Raw genomic sequence first — 17,622 nt, 5'->3', positions numbered from 1 at the left:
TTATTTTCCTTATTCATCGTATCGTTCGACGCTAGAAGTAAATATCGGTTCTACGCGAATTGCCAGAACGCTGGTAGGCCGAACTACCATGTATTCGCCTTGAATATTTTTGATCGGGACGTTAAGAAATTCTCTTGAATCTTGTTTCGGCACCAGCGTACTGCTGTACCACTTTTGAAAATCTTGCAGCGTTGCGAAACGCACTTCTTCGCGGTGGCCGCCCTCAAGCAGCAGGTGCACGGAATATTCGCTGGGTGTTCTAGGCATAGGAGATGGAGAGAGTTGTTGGAGGACAATCAAAAATCAAAAATCAAAAATTGATGTGGTTGCCCTCAAGCAGCAGGTGCAAGGAATATTCGCACTTGTGTTCTAGGCATATCTGTATTTTAGTTTTTTGATTTTAAGCTTTTGGAACGATTCCATATTTTACCCCTTCCTCGGCGCATTCCCTCATCTAGTAGGTTGGGTGGAGGGAGAGGGACAGACGGGGAGAAGCGGAGGGTGGGAGAGACCGGAAAGTTGTTGCAGGAAAATCTCAATCTAAAATCTATTGACGGCGGCCCCCCCATTGCGGCTACGGTGTGAAATTAAGGCTGCTTTCCTCAAACAGGAAGCAGCCCGCGTCGCCCAAAAATCTAGTTGCACTGCCCAAAGCTGCTACCAACAGCAATGGACAGCTAACCGCCAAACTGAGTAAGCAGTATGGAGGCTAATCGAGAATTTTAACACTCTCTCTAGCCACCCTGCTCTGTGTTAACGTGCGGGGCGGCTGGGTTTTTGGTTTTCTAGGAAAACCCAAAAACCAGGAGACCATATTATGTCACAGGAATTCGTGCCTGACGATAACTTTTCCGCGCGTCCAAATGACGACTCAGCATTATCGGAACAGGAAGTAGTGCGGATAACGGTTGTCGGTTGCCGCGCAGCCGTGTTAGACACCATCCACACATTGTACCGACTGGGATTTGCCGCCGTCGGAGATTGGATCCCACCCCAGCGAGGTGCAAAGCCGGGACAAGTGATTAGCGTATTCATTCGCCGTCACCGAAAAGCTTAAGAATTCGCCTGTTACATCCACATCGGACGGTCACCGAAGGCACTTCGATCCGTGGGAACCTTAATTTGTAGGGCTTGTGCAGAAACTCGGTTTCTGCCAAGTTCTATCAACTGGCGATCTGCCTTGATAAAAAAAAATTATGCTATTTATATTTTCTATAAACCTTCATCAATCAGTGAAATGAACATATCCATTATTGGCGATAAAAATTACATTTTGGGGATAGCAGCCCTGCTGAAATCCATAGAACTCAATGTTACCGAAGATCCGAATTTGCCTGTCAACGTTACTGTGGTATCAACAGGTATAAATACACAGCAAAAGGAAAAGTTGCAACAGTGCTGCAAATACGAGATTGAATGGGAAGAAGTTAAGCCGAATTACGGGGGATTGCTGTCCCTGTCGGGTTCTAAGCTGACTTACGCGAGATTGGAACCGGACAAATACACCAAGGTCAAAGACAGACTGATTTGGCTCGACAGCGACATGATAGTTCTGGGCAGCTTAGATCCTCTGTGGAACTTAGACTTTGAAGGAATGCCCGTAGCTGCAGCGCTCAATGTGTGGGGAAATCCAAACAACCCGGCTGATAAAAAACCTTATTTCAATGCAGGTCTCTTAGTTTTTAATCTGAAGCTTTGGGAAGAGGAAAAACTGTCTGAAAAAATGCTTGAAAACGCTCGCATCAACCTTTGGTGCGATTGCGACCAAGGGGCATCAAATTCGGTTTTAAAGGGAAGGTGGAAGCGATTAGAGCAGATATGGAACAACCACAATACGGAGGATATGTCAACTAGAGTGATGCATTTTATATCCAGTCCGAAACCTTGGGAAAGCCCCCAACCTAATAAATTATGGCTGGAGATGTTGTCTCAGACGCCGTTTAAGGATGACCTGCGCCTAATTAAAAATAATTCCGATTGGCTTGTGAGGCTAAATGTAAAATACAAACGATGGGAACCGTGGGCGAGGGAACCGATAACAAAAATTAAGAGCTATCTCAAAAATAAACTAAGGTAATACCTTTTGAGATTTGAGATTTGAGATTTGAGATTTGAGATTTGAGATTTGAGATTTGAGATTTGAGATTTGAGATTAAAAAATTGGGAAAGACTGATAATTAATGACTATCAGGTTTTGGATCACGGGCCTGCCGTTGCATTATTTTTTGAAACTGGTGTAACTTGAGGCAGGATGCCTATTTCCCGATCATTGCTTAAGGGGCAACGACTAACGCCTCTCAAGCACATTCATCTTTGGTGGAACAGGCCTCCTGCCTGTTTCCGAAGTATTTTGGTGAAAAAACCCGGTTTTTGCGTAATTCTTGCTCTGGTGGAACAGACATTCGGCGCGTTTCCCCATCAAAAGATTTATCTGCGGTAGAACAGGCTGTGCGATCGACTCAGAAGCCTTGTACATCGGGTTAAGCCAGCAGCAACGGAACGCTGAGAGCATTTTACCAGAGGATTTGTATTATACAACACCATCTTACCAACAACAATTAAAATAGTTTGGACTTGATGATATCTTTCACCATTTTTCGATCAAACTCTTCGCGGGGGGGCTTCCCCTAGCTGCGAAAGTTGAGAGGTTTCAGCCTCCTACTTGTGAAAAATGGTGCAAAATGTCAAATTAATCCTTAACCTTGTCCAATTACCAATTACGAACCTATGCCCCGTCGTCAAGACTTAAAAAAGATTCTTCTCATTGGTTCCGGCCCAATTGTTATCGGTCAAGCGTGCGAATTTGACTATTCAGGGACACAAGCTTGCAAAGCTTTGCGAGAAGAAGGTTTTGAAGTAGTGTTGGTGAATTCCAACCCTGCAACGATTATGACCGATCCGGAAACTGCCGATCGCATTTACATCGAACCTCTAACGCCAGCCATCCTCGAACAAATCATCGCTAAAGAAAGACCTCAAGCAATTTTACCGACAATGGGGGGTCAAACAGCACTAAATTTAGCAGTCGCCGTCGCTAAAAATGGCGTTTTAGAAAAATACAAAGTCGAGTTGATTGGTGCTAAGTTGCCAGCAATTGAAATGGCAGAAGATCGGCTATTATTTAAGGAAGCAATGGCGCGAATTGGGGTTGCAGTTTGCCCTTCGGGGATTGCAAACACTCTCGACGAAGCCAAAGCAATTGGTCACCAAATCGGCAGTTATCCGTTAATTATTCGTCCTGCTTTTACAATGGGCGGCACGGGAGGTGGCATTTCTTACAATCAAGAAGAGTTTGAAGAAATGGCACAAGGCGGGATTGATGCCAGTCCAGTATCGCAAATTTTGATCGAACAATCTTTGATTGGTTGGAAAGAGTACGAACTCGAAGTAATGCGGGATTTGGCAGATAATGTGGTGATTATTTGTTCGATCGAGAATCTCGACCCGATGGGCGTCCACACCGGCGATTCTATCACCGTCGCCCCGGCGCAAACTCTCACAGACAAAGAATATCAGCGCCTGCGGGATGCTTCGGTGAAAATTATCCGCGAAATCGGAGTTGAAACCGGCGGTTCTAATATTCAATTTGCCGTCAATCCTGTCAACGGAGATTTCATCGTTATTGAAATGAATCCTCGGGTTTCCCGTTCCTCCGCCTTGGCCTCGAAAGCCACCGGTTTCCCCATTGCAAAAATGGCGGCAAAATTAGCGGTAGGTTACACCCTAGACGAAATTTCCAACGATATCACCAAGAAAACTCCGGCGTCTTTTGAGCCGACAATTGACTACGTGGTGACGAAGATTCCCCGATTTGCCTTTGAAAAGTTCCCCGGTTCCGAACCGACTCTGACAACGCAAATGAAGTCTGTTGGGGAGGTAATGGCGATCGGACGCAGCTTCAACGAATCCTTCCAAAAAGCCCTGCGGGGATTGGAAACAGGCCGCGCGGGTTTCGGGTGCGACAAACCGGAAAAGTTGCCGAGTTTGGAACAAATTCGCGCCGGATTGCGGACGCCAAATCCAGATCGCATTTTTACAGTTCGCCACGCGATGATGATGGGAATGTCGGTGGAAGATATCTTCGAGTTCACAGGAATTGACCCTTGGTTTTTGGATAAAATGCAGGAATTGCTGGAAACAGAGAAGTTCTTGAAACGAACGCGGTTGGAACAGTTGACAAAAGAAACAATGTTTGAAGTAAAGCAGTTGGGTTTTAGCGATCGCCAAATTGCTTACGCCACCAAAACACCGGAAGATCAAGTTCGCGCTTATCGCAAACAGTTAGGCGTAATTCCGGTTTACAAAACAGTCGATACTTGTGCCGCTGAATTTGAAGCGTTTACACCGTATTATTATTCCACCTACGAAGCGGGAGCGGCAATTTGGGAATTGGGCGATGAAGAAAAGAAAGTTTCGCCTGTAGGCCACAGTCTCACGCCGGAGTCGGAAGTTTTGCCTTCTACCAAAAGAAAAGTGATGATTTTAGGTGGCGGACCGAACCGGATCGGACAGGGAATCGAGTTTGATTACTGCTGCTGTCACGCTTCCTATTCCTTAGGAGAAGACGGCTTTGAGACAATTATGGTCAACTCGAACCCGGAAACGGTTTCGACCGATTATGATACGAGCGATCGCCTGTATTTTGAACCGCTAACAAAAGAAGATGTTCTCAACATCATCGAAGCTGAAAATCCAGAGGGCATAATTATTCAGTTTGGCGGACAAACTCCGCTGAAGTTGGCGCTACCTTTACAAAAATCCCTGGAAAATCACCCCGACGTACAAACAAAAATCTGGGGAACTTCGCCGGATTCCATTGATACTGCTGAAGACAGGGAGCGCTTTGAAAAGATTCTGCGGGAGTTGGATATTCAGCAAGCTGCTAACGGTTTAGCCCGTAGTTTTGAGGATGCTTTAATAGTAGCTCAACGGATCGGTTATCCGGTAGTGGTGCGGCCAAGTTACGTGTTAGGCGGGCGAGCCATGGAAATTGTTTATTCCGATACGGAATTGGAACGTTACATGACCTATGCCGTGCTAGTAGAACCAGATCATCCGATTTTAATTGATAAGTTCTTAGAGAACGCGATCGAGGTGGATGTAGATGCGATCGCCGATGCTACTGGCAATGTGACGATCGGCGGTATTATGGAGCACATCGAGGAAGCGGGAATCCACTCCGGCGACTCTGCTTGTTCTATCCCTTACCAAACGCTTTCGGACGCAGCTTTGGCAACAATCCGTCGCTGGACTGTAGAATTAGCAAAATCCCTGAAAGTAATCGGGTTGATGAATATTCAATTTGCTGTTCAAGGGGAACAAGTTTTCATCTTGGAAGCTAATCCGCGAGCTTCTCGAACAGTGCCTTTTGTGTCAAAGGCGATCGGAGTTCCCTTAGCAAAAATGGCCTCGCGAGTCATGTCTGGCAAAACTCTAGAAGCTTTGGGTTTTACTGAAGAGATTATACCCACTCATGTTTCGGTAAAAGAAGCTGTGTTGCCCTTTGCTAAGTTTCCGGGAACTGATACCTTGTTAGGGCCAGAAATGCGATCGACCGGCGAAGTCATGGGAATTGACACCGATTTTGGCAAAGCCTTTGCCAAAGCTCAATTAGGTGCCGGACAAATGATGCCGCTGTTTGGAACCGTGCTGGTTTCGATGCGCGAGCGCGACAAACTAGCAGTTGTACCCGTTGTCAAGGAATTCTTAGAATTGGGTTTCAAAGTAGTCGCAACTCACGGAACACGCAAAGTATTGCAAGAGCAAGGTTTAGAGGTAGATTTAGAATTGAAACTGCACGAAGGGCGGCCAAATTTGTTGGATTCTATCAAGAATGAGAAAATTCAACTAATTATCACCACACCTTCGGGCGAAGAATCCCGGGCCGACGGAATCTTTATCCGCCGCACAGCTTTGACTTACAAAATCCCGATTATTACGACAATAGCCGGTGCCAAAGCTACAGCAGCGGGAATTCGATCGCTCAAATCCCACCCGATGGAAGTAAAAGCAATTCAAGACTATTACCCGCAAACCTAGACTGCGAAACACTCAAAGGTAGGGTGTGCACCGCACACCTTACCCACAACATAGGGTGCACACCACCAAAACCTAAACATAGGGTGTGCACCACCAAAACCTAATCTGGATGAGAATCCAAAACTCCGCTAGACATCATCAACCTCGGCCAAACTAACAAGAAAAAACCCATCCAGGCTAATAAAGGAATTGCGACTAAAACAGTTATCCAAACAGTTTTTAATAAAAACCAACTACCGCTAATCAGGCTAGTACCAGTTAAAAGAATCGACCAAGGCTGACACCACCAAGGTTTGTAAGTCCAAGGGCTAATAGCTTTTCGAGCGGAAAGTTTTTTATCAGAAATAGATTTCATATTTTCAGTAATTTTTTATGAATGATAGTCTGGCTAGCTGGATTAACGGAAGTTAAACATTCATCACCTCTTCTGCGGTCAGCGCTAATTCGGGAAAAGTCCGCGACACAATTCGTTCGCTGCCTTTAAAGGCGCTTCTTTGATAGTTGCCCTCTGCATCTAAAAGGTGAACAAATACAGTTGGAACTTTGGGATTTCCCAGAAATTCCCTGCTACCAATTGCTAAATAATCGAGAATCCAATACTCAGGAATTCCGAGGCGCCGATATTCGTCCAATTTGTCTATATAATCGTCCTCCCAATTTGTTGATGTTACTTCCACTGCCAGTTGAATTGGTTCTCGTAAGGCAGAATAAGCAGAACGGTGCGATCGCCACAAATCGCGATCGATTACGCTGACATCCGGTCTCCGCCCTTGTTCGATTCCGGCTTTAGTTACAGTTCTGATAACGGCGGTATTTTTGACAACGTAATTTAAACTTAGCCGTTTGATTTCATCTTTAAATGAATCAGATGTAAAATCAGCAACATCATCATGATTTCTTGTGGCATTAATCTTTACAATTTCTCCATTTACCAGTTCATAGCGTCCATCTTCTGGACATTCTACAAGGAATTGGTCAAAGGTTAATTTTTGCGTGACTGTTGCAATCATAAGATTTATCCTTATTTGGCAGTAATACTATTAGTCTATATTACCACAGGCAGGAAGAAATTTGTTTTTTTGACGGCAGACATCCTATTCTCAAATCTAAAATATACAATCAAAAATCAAAAATCGATTCAGGTAAATGGTAAAATGCGATCGCCCTAGCAATTTGCACTTAAATTTGTTACTGACTTGATACAGTAAAGTAACAAACCTAGAAATCGAGCCACTCCCAGGTCAACCCCGAACCATGAGACTAGACGAAGCCGTAGAATTTGCCGAAAACCCAGAGCCGCGCTGTCCCTGCGTCCTCCTGCTGGACACCTCCGGCTCCATGCAAGGCGCACCCATAGATGCCTTGAATGAGGGGCTGGAAATTTTTAGGAATGACCTAATTAAAGACGAACTAGCTAAAAAGCGAGTCGAAGTCGCGATTATTTCATTTGACAATAATATCAAAGTCGTGCAAGACTTCGTGACCGCCGACCAGTTCGAGACGCCACTGCTGACAGCTCAAGGACAAACCCACATGGGCGCAGGCATTCAGCTAGCATTAGATACCATTGCGGCCCGCAAATCCGAATACCGCAATAACGGCATTACCTACTACCGCCCGTGGGTATTTATGATTACCGACGGCGAACCTCAAGGCGAATCCGACGATGTTGTGGAAATAGCAGCACAGCGGATTAAAGAGGAAGAAACTAACAAACGCGTGGCATTTTTTGCTGTCGGAGTGGAAGGTGCTAATATCACCCGTCTGGCGCAAATTGTCGAGCGCACGCCTGTAAAATTGAGAGGATTAGACTTTAGAGAGATGTTCATCTGGCTGTCGGCTAGTATGCAGAGAGTTTCTCACTCAAAAATTGATGAACAAGTAGCACTGCCACCACCCGGATGGGGAACTGTTTAGTCATTAGTTGGAAGTCATTGGTCATTAGTAAGTGACCAGCGGTAAGTGCGGTGTGCATCTCCCTACATAATAAGTAAGGTGTCGTGTGCATCGCCCTACCTAATTAGGGATAAATAAATCCGTCCAGATTTTGCATAGTTGTGAATTTACGAAGTTTTGAGTTAAAGAGTTATTAATGCAGAATTCATCCTTTAATTGGCAAGTTGTAGCGGCATCGGTGATAGGTACAAGCCACGAAAAAAGATCGCAGCCTTGTCAAGATGCCCACTGCTGGCGTCTCTTGCCAAATGGTGTTTTAGCGGCAGCGGTTGCCGATGGTGCGGGTTCGGCAGCACTCGCAGAAGTTGGGGCAAAAATTGCTGTGGAAGCGGTTGTCGAAACGATTTGCCAGCAACAGGAAAGGCTGCCTCAAAATGACGACGAATGGCAGGTATTCTTGACAGCATCACTGCAAGTCGCGCGGGCGCAGGTGGAAGCAGAAGCGGCTGTGCGGGCAGTGGCGCCGAGAGATTTAGCCTGCACTTTAATTGCTGTTGTTGCTACGCCAGAATTAATCGCAGTTGCTCAAATCGGTGACGGTGCGGCGGTAGCAGGTGATAGTGCAGGAAATGCGATCGCCCTGACTGTACCTCCCTGCGGCGAATACATCAACGAAACCATCTTTTTGATTTCGCCGAATGCTATAGAAACAGCGCAATTTAAGGTACTGCGGGAAAAACTCCGGCATTTAGCGGTTTTTTCCGACGGCTTGCAAATGCTAGCGCTCAAAATCCCCGAAGGCACGCCCCACGGGCCGTTTTTTGCGCCCTTGTTTCGGTTTTCGGGCGAGTGGAAAGAAGAGGAAGATGCGAAACAGCAGTTAGAGTCATTTTTGCGATCGCCCCGCGTTTCCGAACGCACCGACGATGACTTAACATTATTGTTAGCAACTTTTTCTAATTAATAATGTCTAAGTAGGTAAGGGCTAACAAAAATAGTATCTTGTCCGGGCGGGTTTAGCGTAGGAGCGTGAGATACCAGAGAGTTGATGAGTATTCTCACTTACCCTCCCATATAATGTTTATTTTTAAAGCCCATTTAATATGTTCAAATCGACTTAAAAAACAGGATAAAAATTATGACAGCTTCACGAATTAGTGCCAGAAGCCTATTGCGAGAAACCTTTACTAATCTAGGTTATAGATACGCTCCCCTGTTGCTCATCAACTCTCCAATTTTGATATTTGTCGGGATCAATAGGTTTGGCAAGCTAGGTTCAGCAGGTGTTGCTTTAAATATTATCTACTGGTTCGTGGTAGTTCCTTTATTGTCTGGAGCTATGATTTTTTACAGTTACCGAGATTTAACAAAAAATCAAGTAACTGTGGGTCAGGCTTTCAATCAAGCAAACAGAAGGTTGCTACAACTAATTGCGGTTTATATTATGTGTTTGCTACTGGGGTGCGCTGGCTTCATTGCACTCATAATTCCCGGCGTTTATGTATCATATCGGTTAATGTTTTCATCTTACGCTACCGTTATTGATAACTCTTCGGCATTCGACAGTGTTAGCAGCAGTTGGGAATTAACTAAAGGGCGTTGGTGGTTGGTATTTCGATCCGCCTTACTGATAATTTTTGTGGTTTTTGTGCCAATACTATCGATTTGCCTATTAATCGATCCGACGGGGAAATCCGTAACATATCAGCTTACAGCTAATCTACTGGGGTTTTTAGCCGGGCCGTTGATGAATGTTTATTTTGTTTTATTGTACCAGCGCCTGCGGGAATCAGCAGCAGCTACTCAATAGACATCTCCTCAAATAAAGTTAAGGGCTGGCAGGATACTTACCCACAACAATTTTGGGAGATGTCTAATGAGCGGTGAAAATTTGGCGCGGTTCTATAATAAAATCGAGGTGTCAACAATTCTGCTTTAGTTTGTACAGTAGGTCGTCGTTTGCAAGCACAAGAGATTAAGGATAAGCTCAACTCCCTAATTAGCGCAGCAGATCCAATAGATCCGAGTTTGGCGAGAAGATTGGATGAAATCAATCGCTGGGTGAAAGATGTTAAACCCGGTTCGCTAACGGCTAAAAAATTTGTGATGGCTTTTTTGCTACAGCTTATCCGAGATTCTCAGGTTTGGCTAACAGTTCAATCTCTACCTTCGGAAAGAGAACAGCAAGCCGCGTTTGAGTTAATGACTCCGGGGGAAAGGTATTGGTACAGCTATCTGTTTCCTAAATGGCTGAGCGAAAACGATCGCAAATTTTACATCTGGAAACAAAAACTCAAGGCCGGCAAATTCGATCCGGGAGATGATATTGTGATTCGGGCGATCGCAGCCCGAATTGTCGATCGCCAAGGCACTGTTTTGTATCGATATGTTGCAGATCTTTCTATGGCAACCGATTCAATCGTTAGCAGCCGCCAACAGCAGCCACTCTGCATTCAAGTCACAACTCTTTCGGATGAATTCTCTGAACAAAAATATCAGAATTGGCAACAAACTCTTCAAGATTGGGGGATTGACAGAGGATTATTTTTAAGTTATGATAAAAACGATGCAAATTTCCTGAACCAGTTAGTTAACATTGCATTATATAATAGCGATAATTTACCCGCAGGTCGTTACCTCAAGTTCCCGTAAATCAAGCATATCTGCTGCTGAGAATAGTTCGACTGCTTAAAACTCGGTGAAAAAAATTTGACTAACTCACATATTGCACAATTTTCGACAATGCCAAAAACCTAACCCCCAGCCTGCTTCTGGAAAAGGGAAAACAGACCAAGATTTTTCCTCCGCTTTTCGGTTTCCGGGAGGAGTCGGCCAGACGGTGCCAACAGGTGCTTGATACGAAGGCTAAGCAATGGGAAGATTTACCGCAGCAATCAATCTTGTGAAATAACTACCAACTCGCTCTAAATTGAATTGAGATTTGATTTAATCAGGGTGAAATTGTTGGAAATAAAATTAAAATACATCAAAATCAAATACTATGACTGTACAAGGTACACACACCGTTGAAAATAACTTGCAAAAAGTCTGGGAAGAACTGGAAGCAGCCAGAAAAATGCAGGATGAATGGATGAATTACGGGGTAGATTTTGTAGATTTGTATGTGGAAGATGCGGGCGGTGATTGGTTGGAAAAGTGGGGTAAATGTGAAGAAGAATTAGAGCGAATTAAACATAAAAATGTAGATATTGAAGCAGTCAAAGCAGCGATCGACATTCCCAGCTTTCAGCAGACAAAACTGCTGGAAATCGCCTTAAATTGCCGTTACTCTACCAGCTATGACTCCGATCGCCCCGAGGAGTCTCCCGCTTGGCAAGAGGTTAAGTACAAACGGCTGTCACTCTTAGGGGGAGCGATTTTCGGTGCCGTTGTTACCGATTACCTCTACCGTGAACATCCAGAACTCGACCCAGATGCTATCTCAACCTTAAAAGCTCGTTTAGCAGACTCAAAAAAAACTGCAGAATTCACACAAAACTTGAAATTAAACGAACTTAGTTGGCTAGTACGGAACGGGAAAGAAACAGACAAAAGCGAGTACACTAGATCTTTTTCAGAAAGTTTTGAGGCTTTGTTTGCCGCGATTTACTTGGAGTTCGATCGCGATTTTTCCAGTGGGGGAAACTGGCTGATTGAACACTTGATTGAACCAACGGTTAGCCAGCATCTGGATCCAAATCGACCGCGACAAATATGGCCAGAAAACGAGGTGAAGCGTCGGGAAATCCTGGGTACGGATATTTTAGAGGCGATCGCGATCGACTATTTGTACAACCGCTTTCCCGAACGCAACGCCAGCCAGCTAACTCGCTGGAAAAATATGTTAGTGGCTAAAAAGATTTTTCCTAAAGACTTTAAGGCAAAATTAGGCAGTCATTACCTAGAGTTGGAGAGCAATTTCTCGCGTACCCGCGACTGGTTGGTGGATAACTTTATCAAAAGCGCAGTTGACGAATTGCTAGAGGAAAGCGAAACTCAACCAGAATATGTGATTGACAGTGCCAACCCTGACTCGCTGCCAGAATTAGTCAGCCGAATTACCGACAAAAAGTGGAAAAATGAATTTGTGAGAGTGGCCAGCATTTTGCAACCGGCTGACGAACTTTTGCTGCTGATGCAAGAAAAATTAGACAGTATGGCGGCTAAAGATGAAACTTTGCAGCAGTTGCTAATCTGGGCCAATCACAAGTCTCAGTTAGTGCAAAGGAATTTCAAACCCGTCGAGATTCGTGCTTTTTATGTTGCCTTAGTTTGCGTGCTCGATTTGGCTTTGACTCGCGTCCTCGATCCGAGTCTGAAGTTTGATAGATCGAAAGTTCGCAAGTTGCGGAATTGTTTGGTAAAGGCGGGAAAAAATGTAGAATTTGCAGATGTTAACGAGTCTCTGAAATTGGCTTTTGATAATAATGATGTGGCGGGTATTTTAGTTGGCATTTGGGCCCTGGATATTGAACCCGAACTCAAACAACTGCTGGCACAATTTCAGACTGAGATGCCTGATTTGCAAAACTGGAAAAAGTGGCGCAAAGAGTGCGGTAGCTGTTGGCTGGCAAAATTCAAAACTGCGATGGACTACAATCGAGACTTTCGCCCCCAACAGAAAACTCTGCTGAAACAGTATTACTATGCCCACAACTTGCTGGTGGAATGCCTCAACAGCGATAATTGTCAGGTGACACCGGCCGTCAGACAAAAAATTGAGGATAAAATGTTGTTATTGTCGGTGGATTTGAAGCTGGTTCACATCTAATTTTGATAGCGCGGACGGGCGAGACGCCCATTCCACTAATCGATGGACGGGCGGGATGCCCATCCCACTAACATCAAAAGGGCTTAACCACTTCCCCCCAAGACATCGGGTTTTTTACCGAATCTGCGGTCGGCAACACGTCTTTTGGTGAAAAACCCGGTCTCTCCTCACCGGTGCCTAAGTCATAACAAAGGTAAGATTTAATGGGCAAGTCAAGTTTATTGAGTCATGGCTTCCAAATCCTGTATCCCATAACGGAATTCTATGCAGTTGCAGCGCCAATTTAGCGGACAACTGATTGCGATCGACACCAAAACCGCGATCGCCAGTGGCGGTGAAGGTCGCATCTACCCGATCGCCCAAGACTCGTCCCTTGTAGCAAAAATCTACCACAAACCGACAGACGAAGACGGCGACAAACTCACAGTCATGTTCAGTATGCCGCCGGATGCGCCGATCGCGGAACCCGGGCACGCTTCCATTGCTTGGCCGATCGATTTGCTGCATACTGTGGGCGGGCGAGAAAAAATTGTCGGTTTTGTGATGCCGCGCGTCAACAAAGTGATGCCGGTACACACTTTCTACACTCCCAAAACCAGGCGCGAACAAAAACCGCTATTTAGCTATCTTTACCTCCACCGTACCGCCAGAAACCTTGCCTCGGCTGTAAATGCCCTCCACGTCAGGGGTTACGTCATCGGCGACGTAAACGAGTCGAACATTCTGGTGACGGATACGGCGTTGGTAACGCTGGTAGACACGGATTCGTTTCAAGTCCGCGATCCTTATACGGGTTACGTTTATCGGTGTCCCGTGGGGAAACCGGAGTTTACGCCGCCAGAGTTGCAGGGGCAGACTTTCCGCGATATCGATCGATCTCCAGAACACGATTTGTTCGGTTTAGCGGTATTAATTTTTCAATTGCTGATGGAAGGTACGCACCCGTTTTCGGGAGTTTATCTCGGTAGCGATGAACCGCCGTCTTTGGAAGCGAGAATTCGATCGGGCCATTTCCCTACAGGTACGAAGCGGATTCCCTACCGCCCCATGCCGGCTGCGCCTCCTTTTGAGATGCTGCATCCGCGGCTGCGGCAGATGTTCATCCGCTGTTTTGAGGAAGGGCACGGCAATCCTTCGGCGCGCCCGGATGCGAAAACTTGGGTGAATGCGATTCGGGAAGCGGAAGATGCTTTGATAACTTGCAGCAAAAACAGTCAGCATAAATACGGAAATCACCTCAGTCGGTGCCCTTGGTGCGATCGGGCAAAACTCCTGAAAGGGCGCGATCCGTTTCCTTCGCGGCAAGCAGTCAGCAACGGATTGCACTTGCAGCCCGCGAAAACCAAGCGTAAAAAGCCCCAACCGCCGCCCGTCGCGATGCAGCCCGCAGTGCGCCGGCAACAGCCCTCCACGGGGCTGCCGCGCCCCCTCGGCCAGTACGCAGTGCCGCTGCTGCCTATGCCGATGTCTTCTCGGAGTCGGACTCCGGCGCCTCGGGTTCCTGTGGGCAAGTTTGAGCGCATTTTTCAGGATGCTGCTTGGGGAGGTGTTTGGGGCAGTTTGTGTTTGGCGGCGATCGGGGGGATTTATTCGGTAATAGCTGAGGGCGGCGCCGCTATTTTGGGGGCGATTTTTGTTGGTACGATTTGGGGCTGTTTTTTTGGGATGATGTGGGGCGTTTTTACTTTGGCGCCGAATCAGATTTGGCGGAAGTGGGGCGGAGTTTTGGTGGGGGCGGCTTGGGGGGCTTTTTTGTTGGCGGCGATCGGCGGTGCGGTGTTTGGGGCAATTAATAGCAATCCGGGAATCGGCGAGAGGATTTTGGCTGGGGCGGGGGTTGGGGCTGTCTGGGGCTGTGTTTGGGCGAGTTTTCGGCCTCCTCTGGCGCTGCCTGTGGGGAGGGTGTGGGGCCGGCGGGGAGCGTATTTGGGGGCCGTCTGGGGCTCGTTTGTGGGGACTCTGGCTGGTGTTTTGTTGGGGTCTGGGTTAGTGGTTTGGCAGCAGTACAATGTCCAGATGCGGCCGGTGGATGAGTTTGCGGGTTTGCTGCTGGGTGTGGCGATCGTGGCGGCTGGTGTGGGTTCTGTTGGGGGTGTGCTTTCTGGGGGTTTGTTGGGTTTGTGCGGGTTTTCGCCGAAGCTGCCGATTTCGTTTCAGCCTTCGGGGGTGAAGGGTGGGGCTTTGGGGGCGATTTGGGGCAGTTTTTTGGGTACTTTTGCGGGTGCTGTGTTGGGGGCGTTGGTGTCGGCGATGTTTCCGGCTGTTAGCGCTGGGGTGCCGGTGGAGTTGGGACCTGTGGCGGGGGCGATCGTGGGGGCTGGTTTGGGGGCAATTTGGGGGGTGGTTTCGGGTACTGTTTGGGGGGCTTTGGGGAAGTGGTGAAGGAAGAAGCAATGATGTAAATTTGCAACAGCAGATATTTCTCTGCAAGCTATTAGCCAAGCGCCTCAACAAAGCTTGCGAGTTCCAGCGTTTGACGTTTCCGGGCCCCACATCGAGCCGAATCTCTACTTGAATTTAACTTAGTCTTAACTTAAAATTAACCAGATTCCCTAGTAAATCTAGCGACTAACCGGAGTTACATTGAGTCAGCCTGCCACGCCTGGGAATGCGTGCGCGTGAAGAGCCAGTTCAAGTAGGAGTAAAGGCAATGAGTTCTATCTTTTTCAGCCCCAACGATTGGCAAACAGTCACCTTTAGGCTGACGGCTGCACTACTGGTAGGCTTCGCGATCGGCATGAACCGCCAGCAGCCAGGTAGACCGGCAGGTTTAAGAACCTTTATGATTGTGAGTCTAGGCGCAGCTATCTTTGTAATGATTCCTTTGCAGATGGATGGCGACAGCACCTTTTCCTCTTCCAATGCTTTGAGCCGAACTATCCAAGGAGTTGCCACAGGGGTAGGCTTTCTGGGGGGCGGAATCATTCTGCAACAAACTAAATACCCAGTGGGTAAAGCTGAAGTAAAAGGATTAACTTCCGCAGCAACTATTTGGTTGGCTGCCGGATTAGGTGCAGCGGCAGGCTGCGGTTTGTGGGTGATGAGTTTGATAGGAACGCTGTTTGCACTCTTGGTTTTGAGTGGCGTCAAACGGCTTAAGAAGTCCGCCTTGATTCGTCCTTATGCTAACAGCCAACCAAAAAGACTACTCAAAGATGCAGCCTCAGCGCGAGATCGGCAGCCATAATAACTAAACTTCCCTTTCAAAAAGTACAAGATATACTCACCACGGCCAAACACAATCCTGAGTAGCTGAGGACTTTTTGCGGTTAATTGCTCTGGCTTTAAGCTCGGAAATTTTTAGGTTAAAAGAGAATCTAAATGTTGTTTGTGGGTGATAGGAGCCTGAGTAATTAAGTCAGATATTGCTGTCTTAAACCCCGAGAAATCGGAGTAATACTTAGAATATAAAAACTTCTTTTTGCCATACTCTTTAAACAAAGCTTTAAGCCAGAATTGCGCTCTCAAAAAATCCCGATAAAGGAGAATTTGATTTGTACGCTTTTCTCAAGCCAATTTTTACTTGAGATGACAGTGACAATTCGGCTTTTCAATCAAAGACTCAACCAAAGCATTCAAAGCAACCGCCGCCAACAACCCGCCGCCAAAAGTTCCCACAGTTGTAATATAAGCAACGCCCGATCGCACTAACCGCCGTTTCGCCACCGGAGAATGACTAAAACCGATCGGCATTCCAACTACCAAAGCCGGTTGTAGTTGCCGATTCTCGATCGCATCGCAAACCGCCATCAGCACAGACGGCGCATATCCTATCACCAATATACATCCTTTTTCCAGTTTCAACAACTTATCAAACCACTCACTCTGCTGCCAGAATTCCTGTTCTGCTTCTGCCGCAGCATTGATGTGCGGGTCATCAATTAAAGTTGCAATACTTGTTCTCAAATACGCCAATCTAGTTTGATCCAAAGCCGCAAAAACAGGAGCCACATCAGCCACAATTTGACACTGATTTTTCAAAGCTTCCCGCGCCGATTTAATCGCCGTTTCGCTCAACTTCACAAACGGCAGCAGAGAACAATCACCGCAAGCTAACACCAGTTTAGAAAGCAAGTCTACCTCAATTTCCGAGCGATCGGCCAAATCCGGCAACAAATGCTGCAACGACTCCCCAAAATCCTCCGGGTGAGTGTGGGCCCCCGCATCCCAACCCTCCCAAAGTTGTTCCAACTCATCCAACCCCCCCTCAGTTTCCGCCTGCAACAGCCTTAATTGCGCCAGGGCGTCGGCTTGCACAGCTTGACAGGAAATATCCCGTCCCAGCAATCCTTCCAGCGCCGAAGCCGTTTCTCGGAGGCGAACAATTTGCTGAATAACCGATAGATATTGCCGTTGCAGAGTCGCCATCAGCGCGTCAGGGGAAGCATCCGCGTCATTTTCTAACAGTTTGCGGATGTGAGACAGTTGAAAGCCTTGCTGCTTGAGTGCGACTATTCTTTGGAGTCTTTGCACGTCGCTGCGGGTATACAATCTGTAGTTAGAGGTCGATCGCACGGCCGGAGATAGCAGCCCCAAAGCGTGATAATGCCGCACCATCCGAGGGGTAATTGTGCCTTTTACCGCTTCTGTAAGTTGTTTGATTGTCAGGTATTGTTGCATGGGATTTTGGGATTTTGGGATTGTATATTTGGGTTTCTGATTCACCCAGAGTCTTAGGAGTGAATCAATTCCCGTCTCATAGCAGAAGTCGGTTAAAACTGAGATCTTGCACCATTCTCAATTAGCCCTTGCATTTGGTGCCAAAATGTGAAAAAAAGGACGTATAAACAATGTAATAAGTTAATGTTAACCATCCTTAATTACGCTCAAGCATTAGTCTATACCTTGATGGATTTAATGCCAAGCAAATATCAACAAAAAAGTCTGCGAGCCTTGCTAGGTCTATTTCTGGAAGC

The 17,622-nt window shown here is 46.6% G+C and carries 16 protein-coding genes; 12 read left to right on the top strand and 4 right to left on the bottom strand.

Annotated features, from left to right (window positions below; all coding sequences use genetic code 11):
- Positions 1–9: 9 nt before the first annotated feature.
- Complete coding sequence (locus tag QUA45_RS20085) at positions 10–267, bottom strand: hypothetical protein (protein ID WP_172192361.1); 258 nt, start codon at positions 265–267, stop codon at positions 10–12.
- A gap of 283 nt (positions 268–550) precedes the next feature.
- Here QUA45_RS20085 and QUA45_RS20080 point away from each other — a divergent pair, with 283 nt between their 5' ends.
- From QUA45_RS20080 to carB, 5 genes are all read left to right on the top strand, one after another.
- A complete protein-coding gene (locus QUA45_RS20080) occupies positions 551–697 on the top strand; it encodes a hypothetical protein (RefSeq protein ID WP_333095444.1) in 147 nt (48 codons plus the stop codon).
- Between the two features lie 120 nt (positions 698–817).
- Positions 818–1,057 carry a hypothetical protein gene (locus QUA45_RS20075; protein WP_333095443.1) on the top strand — a complete coding sequence of 80 codons (240 nt, stop codon included), beginning with the start codon at positions 818–820 and terminating at the stop codon, positions 1,055–1,057.
- Between the two features lie 180 nt (positions 1,058–1,237).
- Positions 1,238–2,077 (top strand): glycosyltransferase, encoded by an 840-nt coding sequence (locus QUA45_RS20070; RefSeq protein ID WP_333095442.1) that lies wholly within the window; start codon positions 1,238–1,240, stop codon positions 2,075–2,077.
- Between the two features lie 304 nt (positions 2,078–2,381).
- Complete coding sequence (locus tag QUA45_RS20065) at positions 2,382–2,567, top strand: hypothetical protein (protein ID WP_333095441.1); 186 nt, start codon at positions 2,382–2,384, stop codon at positions 2,565–2,567.
- 160 nt (positions 2,568–2,727) lie between these two features.
- Positions 2,728–6,039: a carbamoyl-phosphate synthase large subunit gene (gene carB / locus QUA45_RS20060; protein WP_333095440.1), complete on the top strand. Its 3,312-nt coding sequence runs from the start codon at positions 2,728–2,730 to the stop codon at positions 6,037–6,039.
- A 100-nt stretch (positions 6,040–6,139) separates the two neighbouring features.
- Here carB and QUA45_RS20055 read toward each other — a convergent pair whose 3' ends face one another.
- Positions 6,140–6,394: a DUF6737 family protein gene (locus tag QUA45_RS20055; protein ID WP_333095439.1), complete on the bottom strand. Its 255-nt coding sequence runs from the start codon at positions 6,392–6,394 to the stop codon at positions 6,140–6,142.
- Positions 6,395–6,446: 52 nt separating this feature from the next.
- Positions 6,447–7,049 carry a Uma2 family endonuclease gene (locus QUA45_RS20050; protein WP_333095437.1) on the bottom strand — a complete coding sequence of 201 codons (603 nt, stop codon included), beginning with the start codon at positions 7,047–7,049 and terminating at the stop codon, positions 6,447–6,449.
- A 244-nt stretch (positions 7,050–7,293) separates the two neighbouring features.
- Between QUA45_RS20050 and QUA45_RS20045 the strand changes: the two genes are divergently transcribed.
- The 7 genes from QUA45_RS20045 to QUA45_RS20015 all read left to right on the top strand — a co-directional run bounded on the left by QUA45_RS20045 (position 7,294) and on the right by QUA45_RS20015 (position 15,893).
- Complete coding sequence (locus QUA45_RS20045; protein ID WP_333095436.1) at positions 7,294–7,956, top strand: VWA domain-containing protein; 663 nt, start codon at positions 7,294–7,296, stop codon at positions 7,954–7,956.
- A gap of 175 nt (positions 7,957–8,131) precedes the next feature.
- Positions 8,132–8,899: a PP2C family serine/threonine-protein phosphatase gene (locus QUA45_RS20040; protein WP_333095435.1), complete on the top strand. Its 768-nt coding sequence runs from the start codon at positions 8,132–8,134 to the stop codon at positions 8,897–8,899.
- 174 nt (positions 8,900–9,073) lie between these two features.
- A complete protein-coding gene (locus QUA45_RS20035) occupies positions 9,074–9,745 on the top strand; it encodes a hypothetical protein (protein WP_333095433.1) in 672 nt (223 codons plus the stop codon).
- 149 nt (positions 9,746–9,894) lie between these two features.
- The gene (locus tag QUA45_RS20030) at positions 9,895–10,587 is read left to right on the top strand and encodes a hypothetical protein (protein WP_333095432.1); all 693 of its coding nucleotides are present in this window, start codon (positions 9,895–9,897) and stop codon (positions 10,585–10,587) included.
- 349 nt (positions 10,588–10,936) lie between these two features.
- Positions 10,937–12,706, top strand: coding sequence for an NACHT C-terminal helical domain 2-containing protein (locus QUA45_RS20025; RefSeq protein WP_333221943.1), 1,770 nt, complete (start codon positions 10,937–10,939; stop codon positions 12,704–12,706).
- A gap of 264 nt (positions 12,707–12,970) precedes the next feature.
- The gene (locus tag QUA45_RS20020) at positions 12,971–15,088 is read left to right on the top strand and encodes a DNA-binding protein (RefSeq protein ID WP_333095430.1); all 2,118 of its coding nucleotides are present in this window, start codon (positions 12,971–12,973) and stop codon (positions 15,086–15,088) included.
- Positions 15,089–15,356: 268 nt separating this feature from the next.
- Positions 15,357–15,893 (top strand): MgtC/SapB family protein, encoded by a 537-nt coding sequence (locus QUA45_RS20015; protein WP_333095429.1) that lies wholly within the window; start codon positions 15,357–15,359, stop codon positions 15,891–15,893.
- Positions 15,894–16,225: 332 nt separating this feature from the next.
- On the opposite strand, the gene QUA45_RS20010 is transcribed toward QUA45_RS20015, so the two are convergent.
- Positions 16,226–17,326, bottom strand: coding sequence for a precorrin-8X methylmutase (locus tag QUA45_RS20010; protein ID WP_333221942.1), 1,101 nt, complete (start codon positions 17,324–17,326; stop codon positions 16,226–16,228).
- Between the last annotated feature and the right edge of the window lie 296 nt (positions 17,327–17,622).

It is taken from the genome of Microcoleus sp. Pol12A5, assembly GCF_036701435.1.
Taxonomy (GTDB): Bacteria; Cyanobacteriota; Cyanobacteriia; order Cyanobacteriales; family Microcoleaceae; genus Microcoleus.
Note: the sequence above shows the minus strand (reverse complement) of the source record. Positions and strands in the feature narration are given on the sequence as shown.

What these genes read in the sequence shown, in the direction of transcription:
- QUA45_RS20085 (WP_172192361.1), bottom strand. Translation starts at nt 267, where the DNA reads ATGCCTAGAACACCCAGCGAATATTCCGTGCACCTGCTGCTTGAGGGC.
- QUA45_RS20075 (WP_333095443.1), top strand. Translation starts at nt 818, where the DNA reads ATGTCACAGGAATTCGTGCCTGACGATAACTTTTCCGCGCGTCCAAAT.
- QUA45_RS20070 (WP_333095442.1), top strand. Translation starts at nt 1,238, where the DNA reads ATGAACATATCCATTATTGGCGATAAAAATTACATTTTGGGGATAGCA.
- carB (WP_333095440.1), top strand. Translation starts at nt 2,728, where the DNA reads ATGCCCCGTCGTCAAGACTTAAAAAAGATTCTTCTCATTGGTTCCGGC.
- QUA45_RS20055 (WP_333095439.1), bottom strand. Translation starts at nt 6,394, where the DNA reads ATGAAATCTATTTCTGATAAAAAACTTTCCGCTCGAAAAGCTATTAGC.
- QUA45_RS20050 (WP_333095437.1), bottom strand. Translation starts at nt 7,049, where the DNA reads ATGATTGCAACAGTCACGCAAAAATTAACCTTTGACCAATTCCTTGTA.
- QUA45_RS20045 (WP_333095436.1), top strand. Translation starts at nt 7,294, where the DNA reads ATGAGACTAGACGAAGCCGTAGAATTTGCCGAAAACCCAGAGCCGCGC.
- QUA45_RS20040 (WP_333095435.1), top strand. Translation starts at nt 8,132, where the DNA reads ATGCAGAATTCATCCTTTAATTGGCAAGTTGTAGCGGCATCGGTGATA.
- QUA45_RS20035 (WP_333095433.1), top strand. Translation starts at nt 9,074, where the DNA reads ATGACAGCTTCACGAATTAGTGCCAGAAGCCTATTGCGAGAAACCTTT.
- QUA45_RS20025 (WP_333221943.1), top strand. Translation starts at nt 10,937, where the DNA reads ATGACTGTACAAGGTACACACACCGTTGAAAATAACTTGCAAAAAGTC.
- QUA45_RS20020 (WP_333095430.1), top strand. Translation starts at nt 12,971, where the DNA reads ATGCAGTTGCAGCGCCAATTTAGCGGACAACTGATTGCGATCGACACC.
- QUA45_RS20015 (WP_333095429.1), top strand. Translation starts at nt 15,357, where the DNA reads ATGAGTTCTATCTTTTTCAGCCCCAACGATTGGCAAACAGTCACCTTT.
- QUA45_RS20010 (WP_333221942.1), bottom strand. Translation starts at nt 17,326, where the DNA reads ATGCAACAATACCTGACAATCAAACAACTTACAGAAGCGGTAAAAGGC.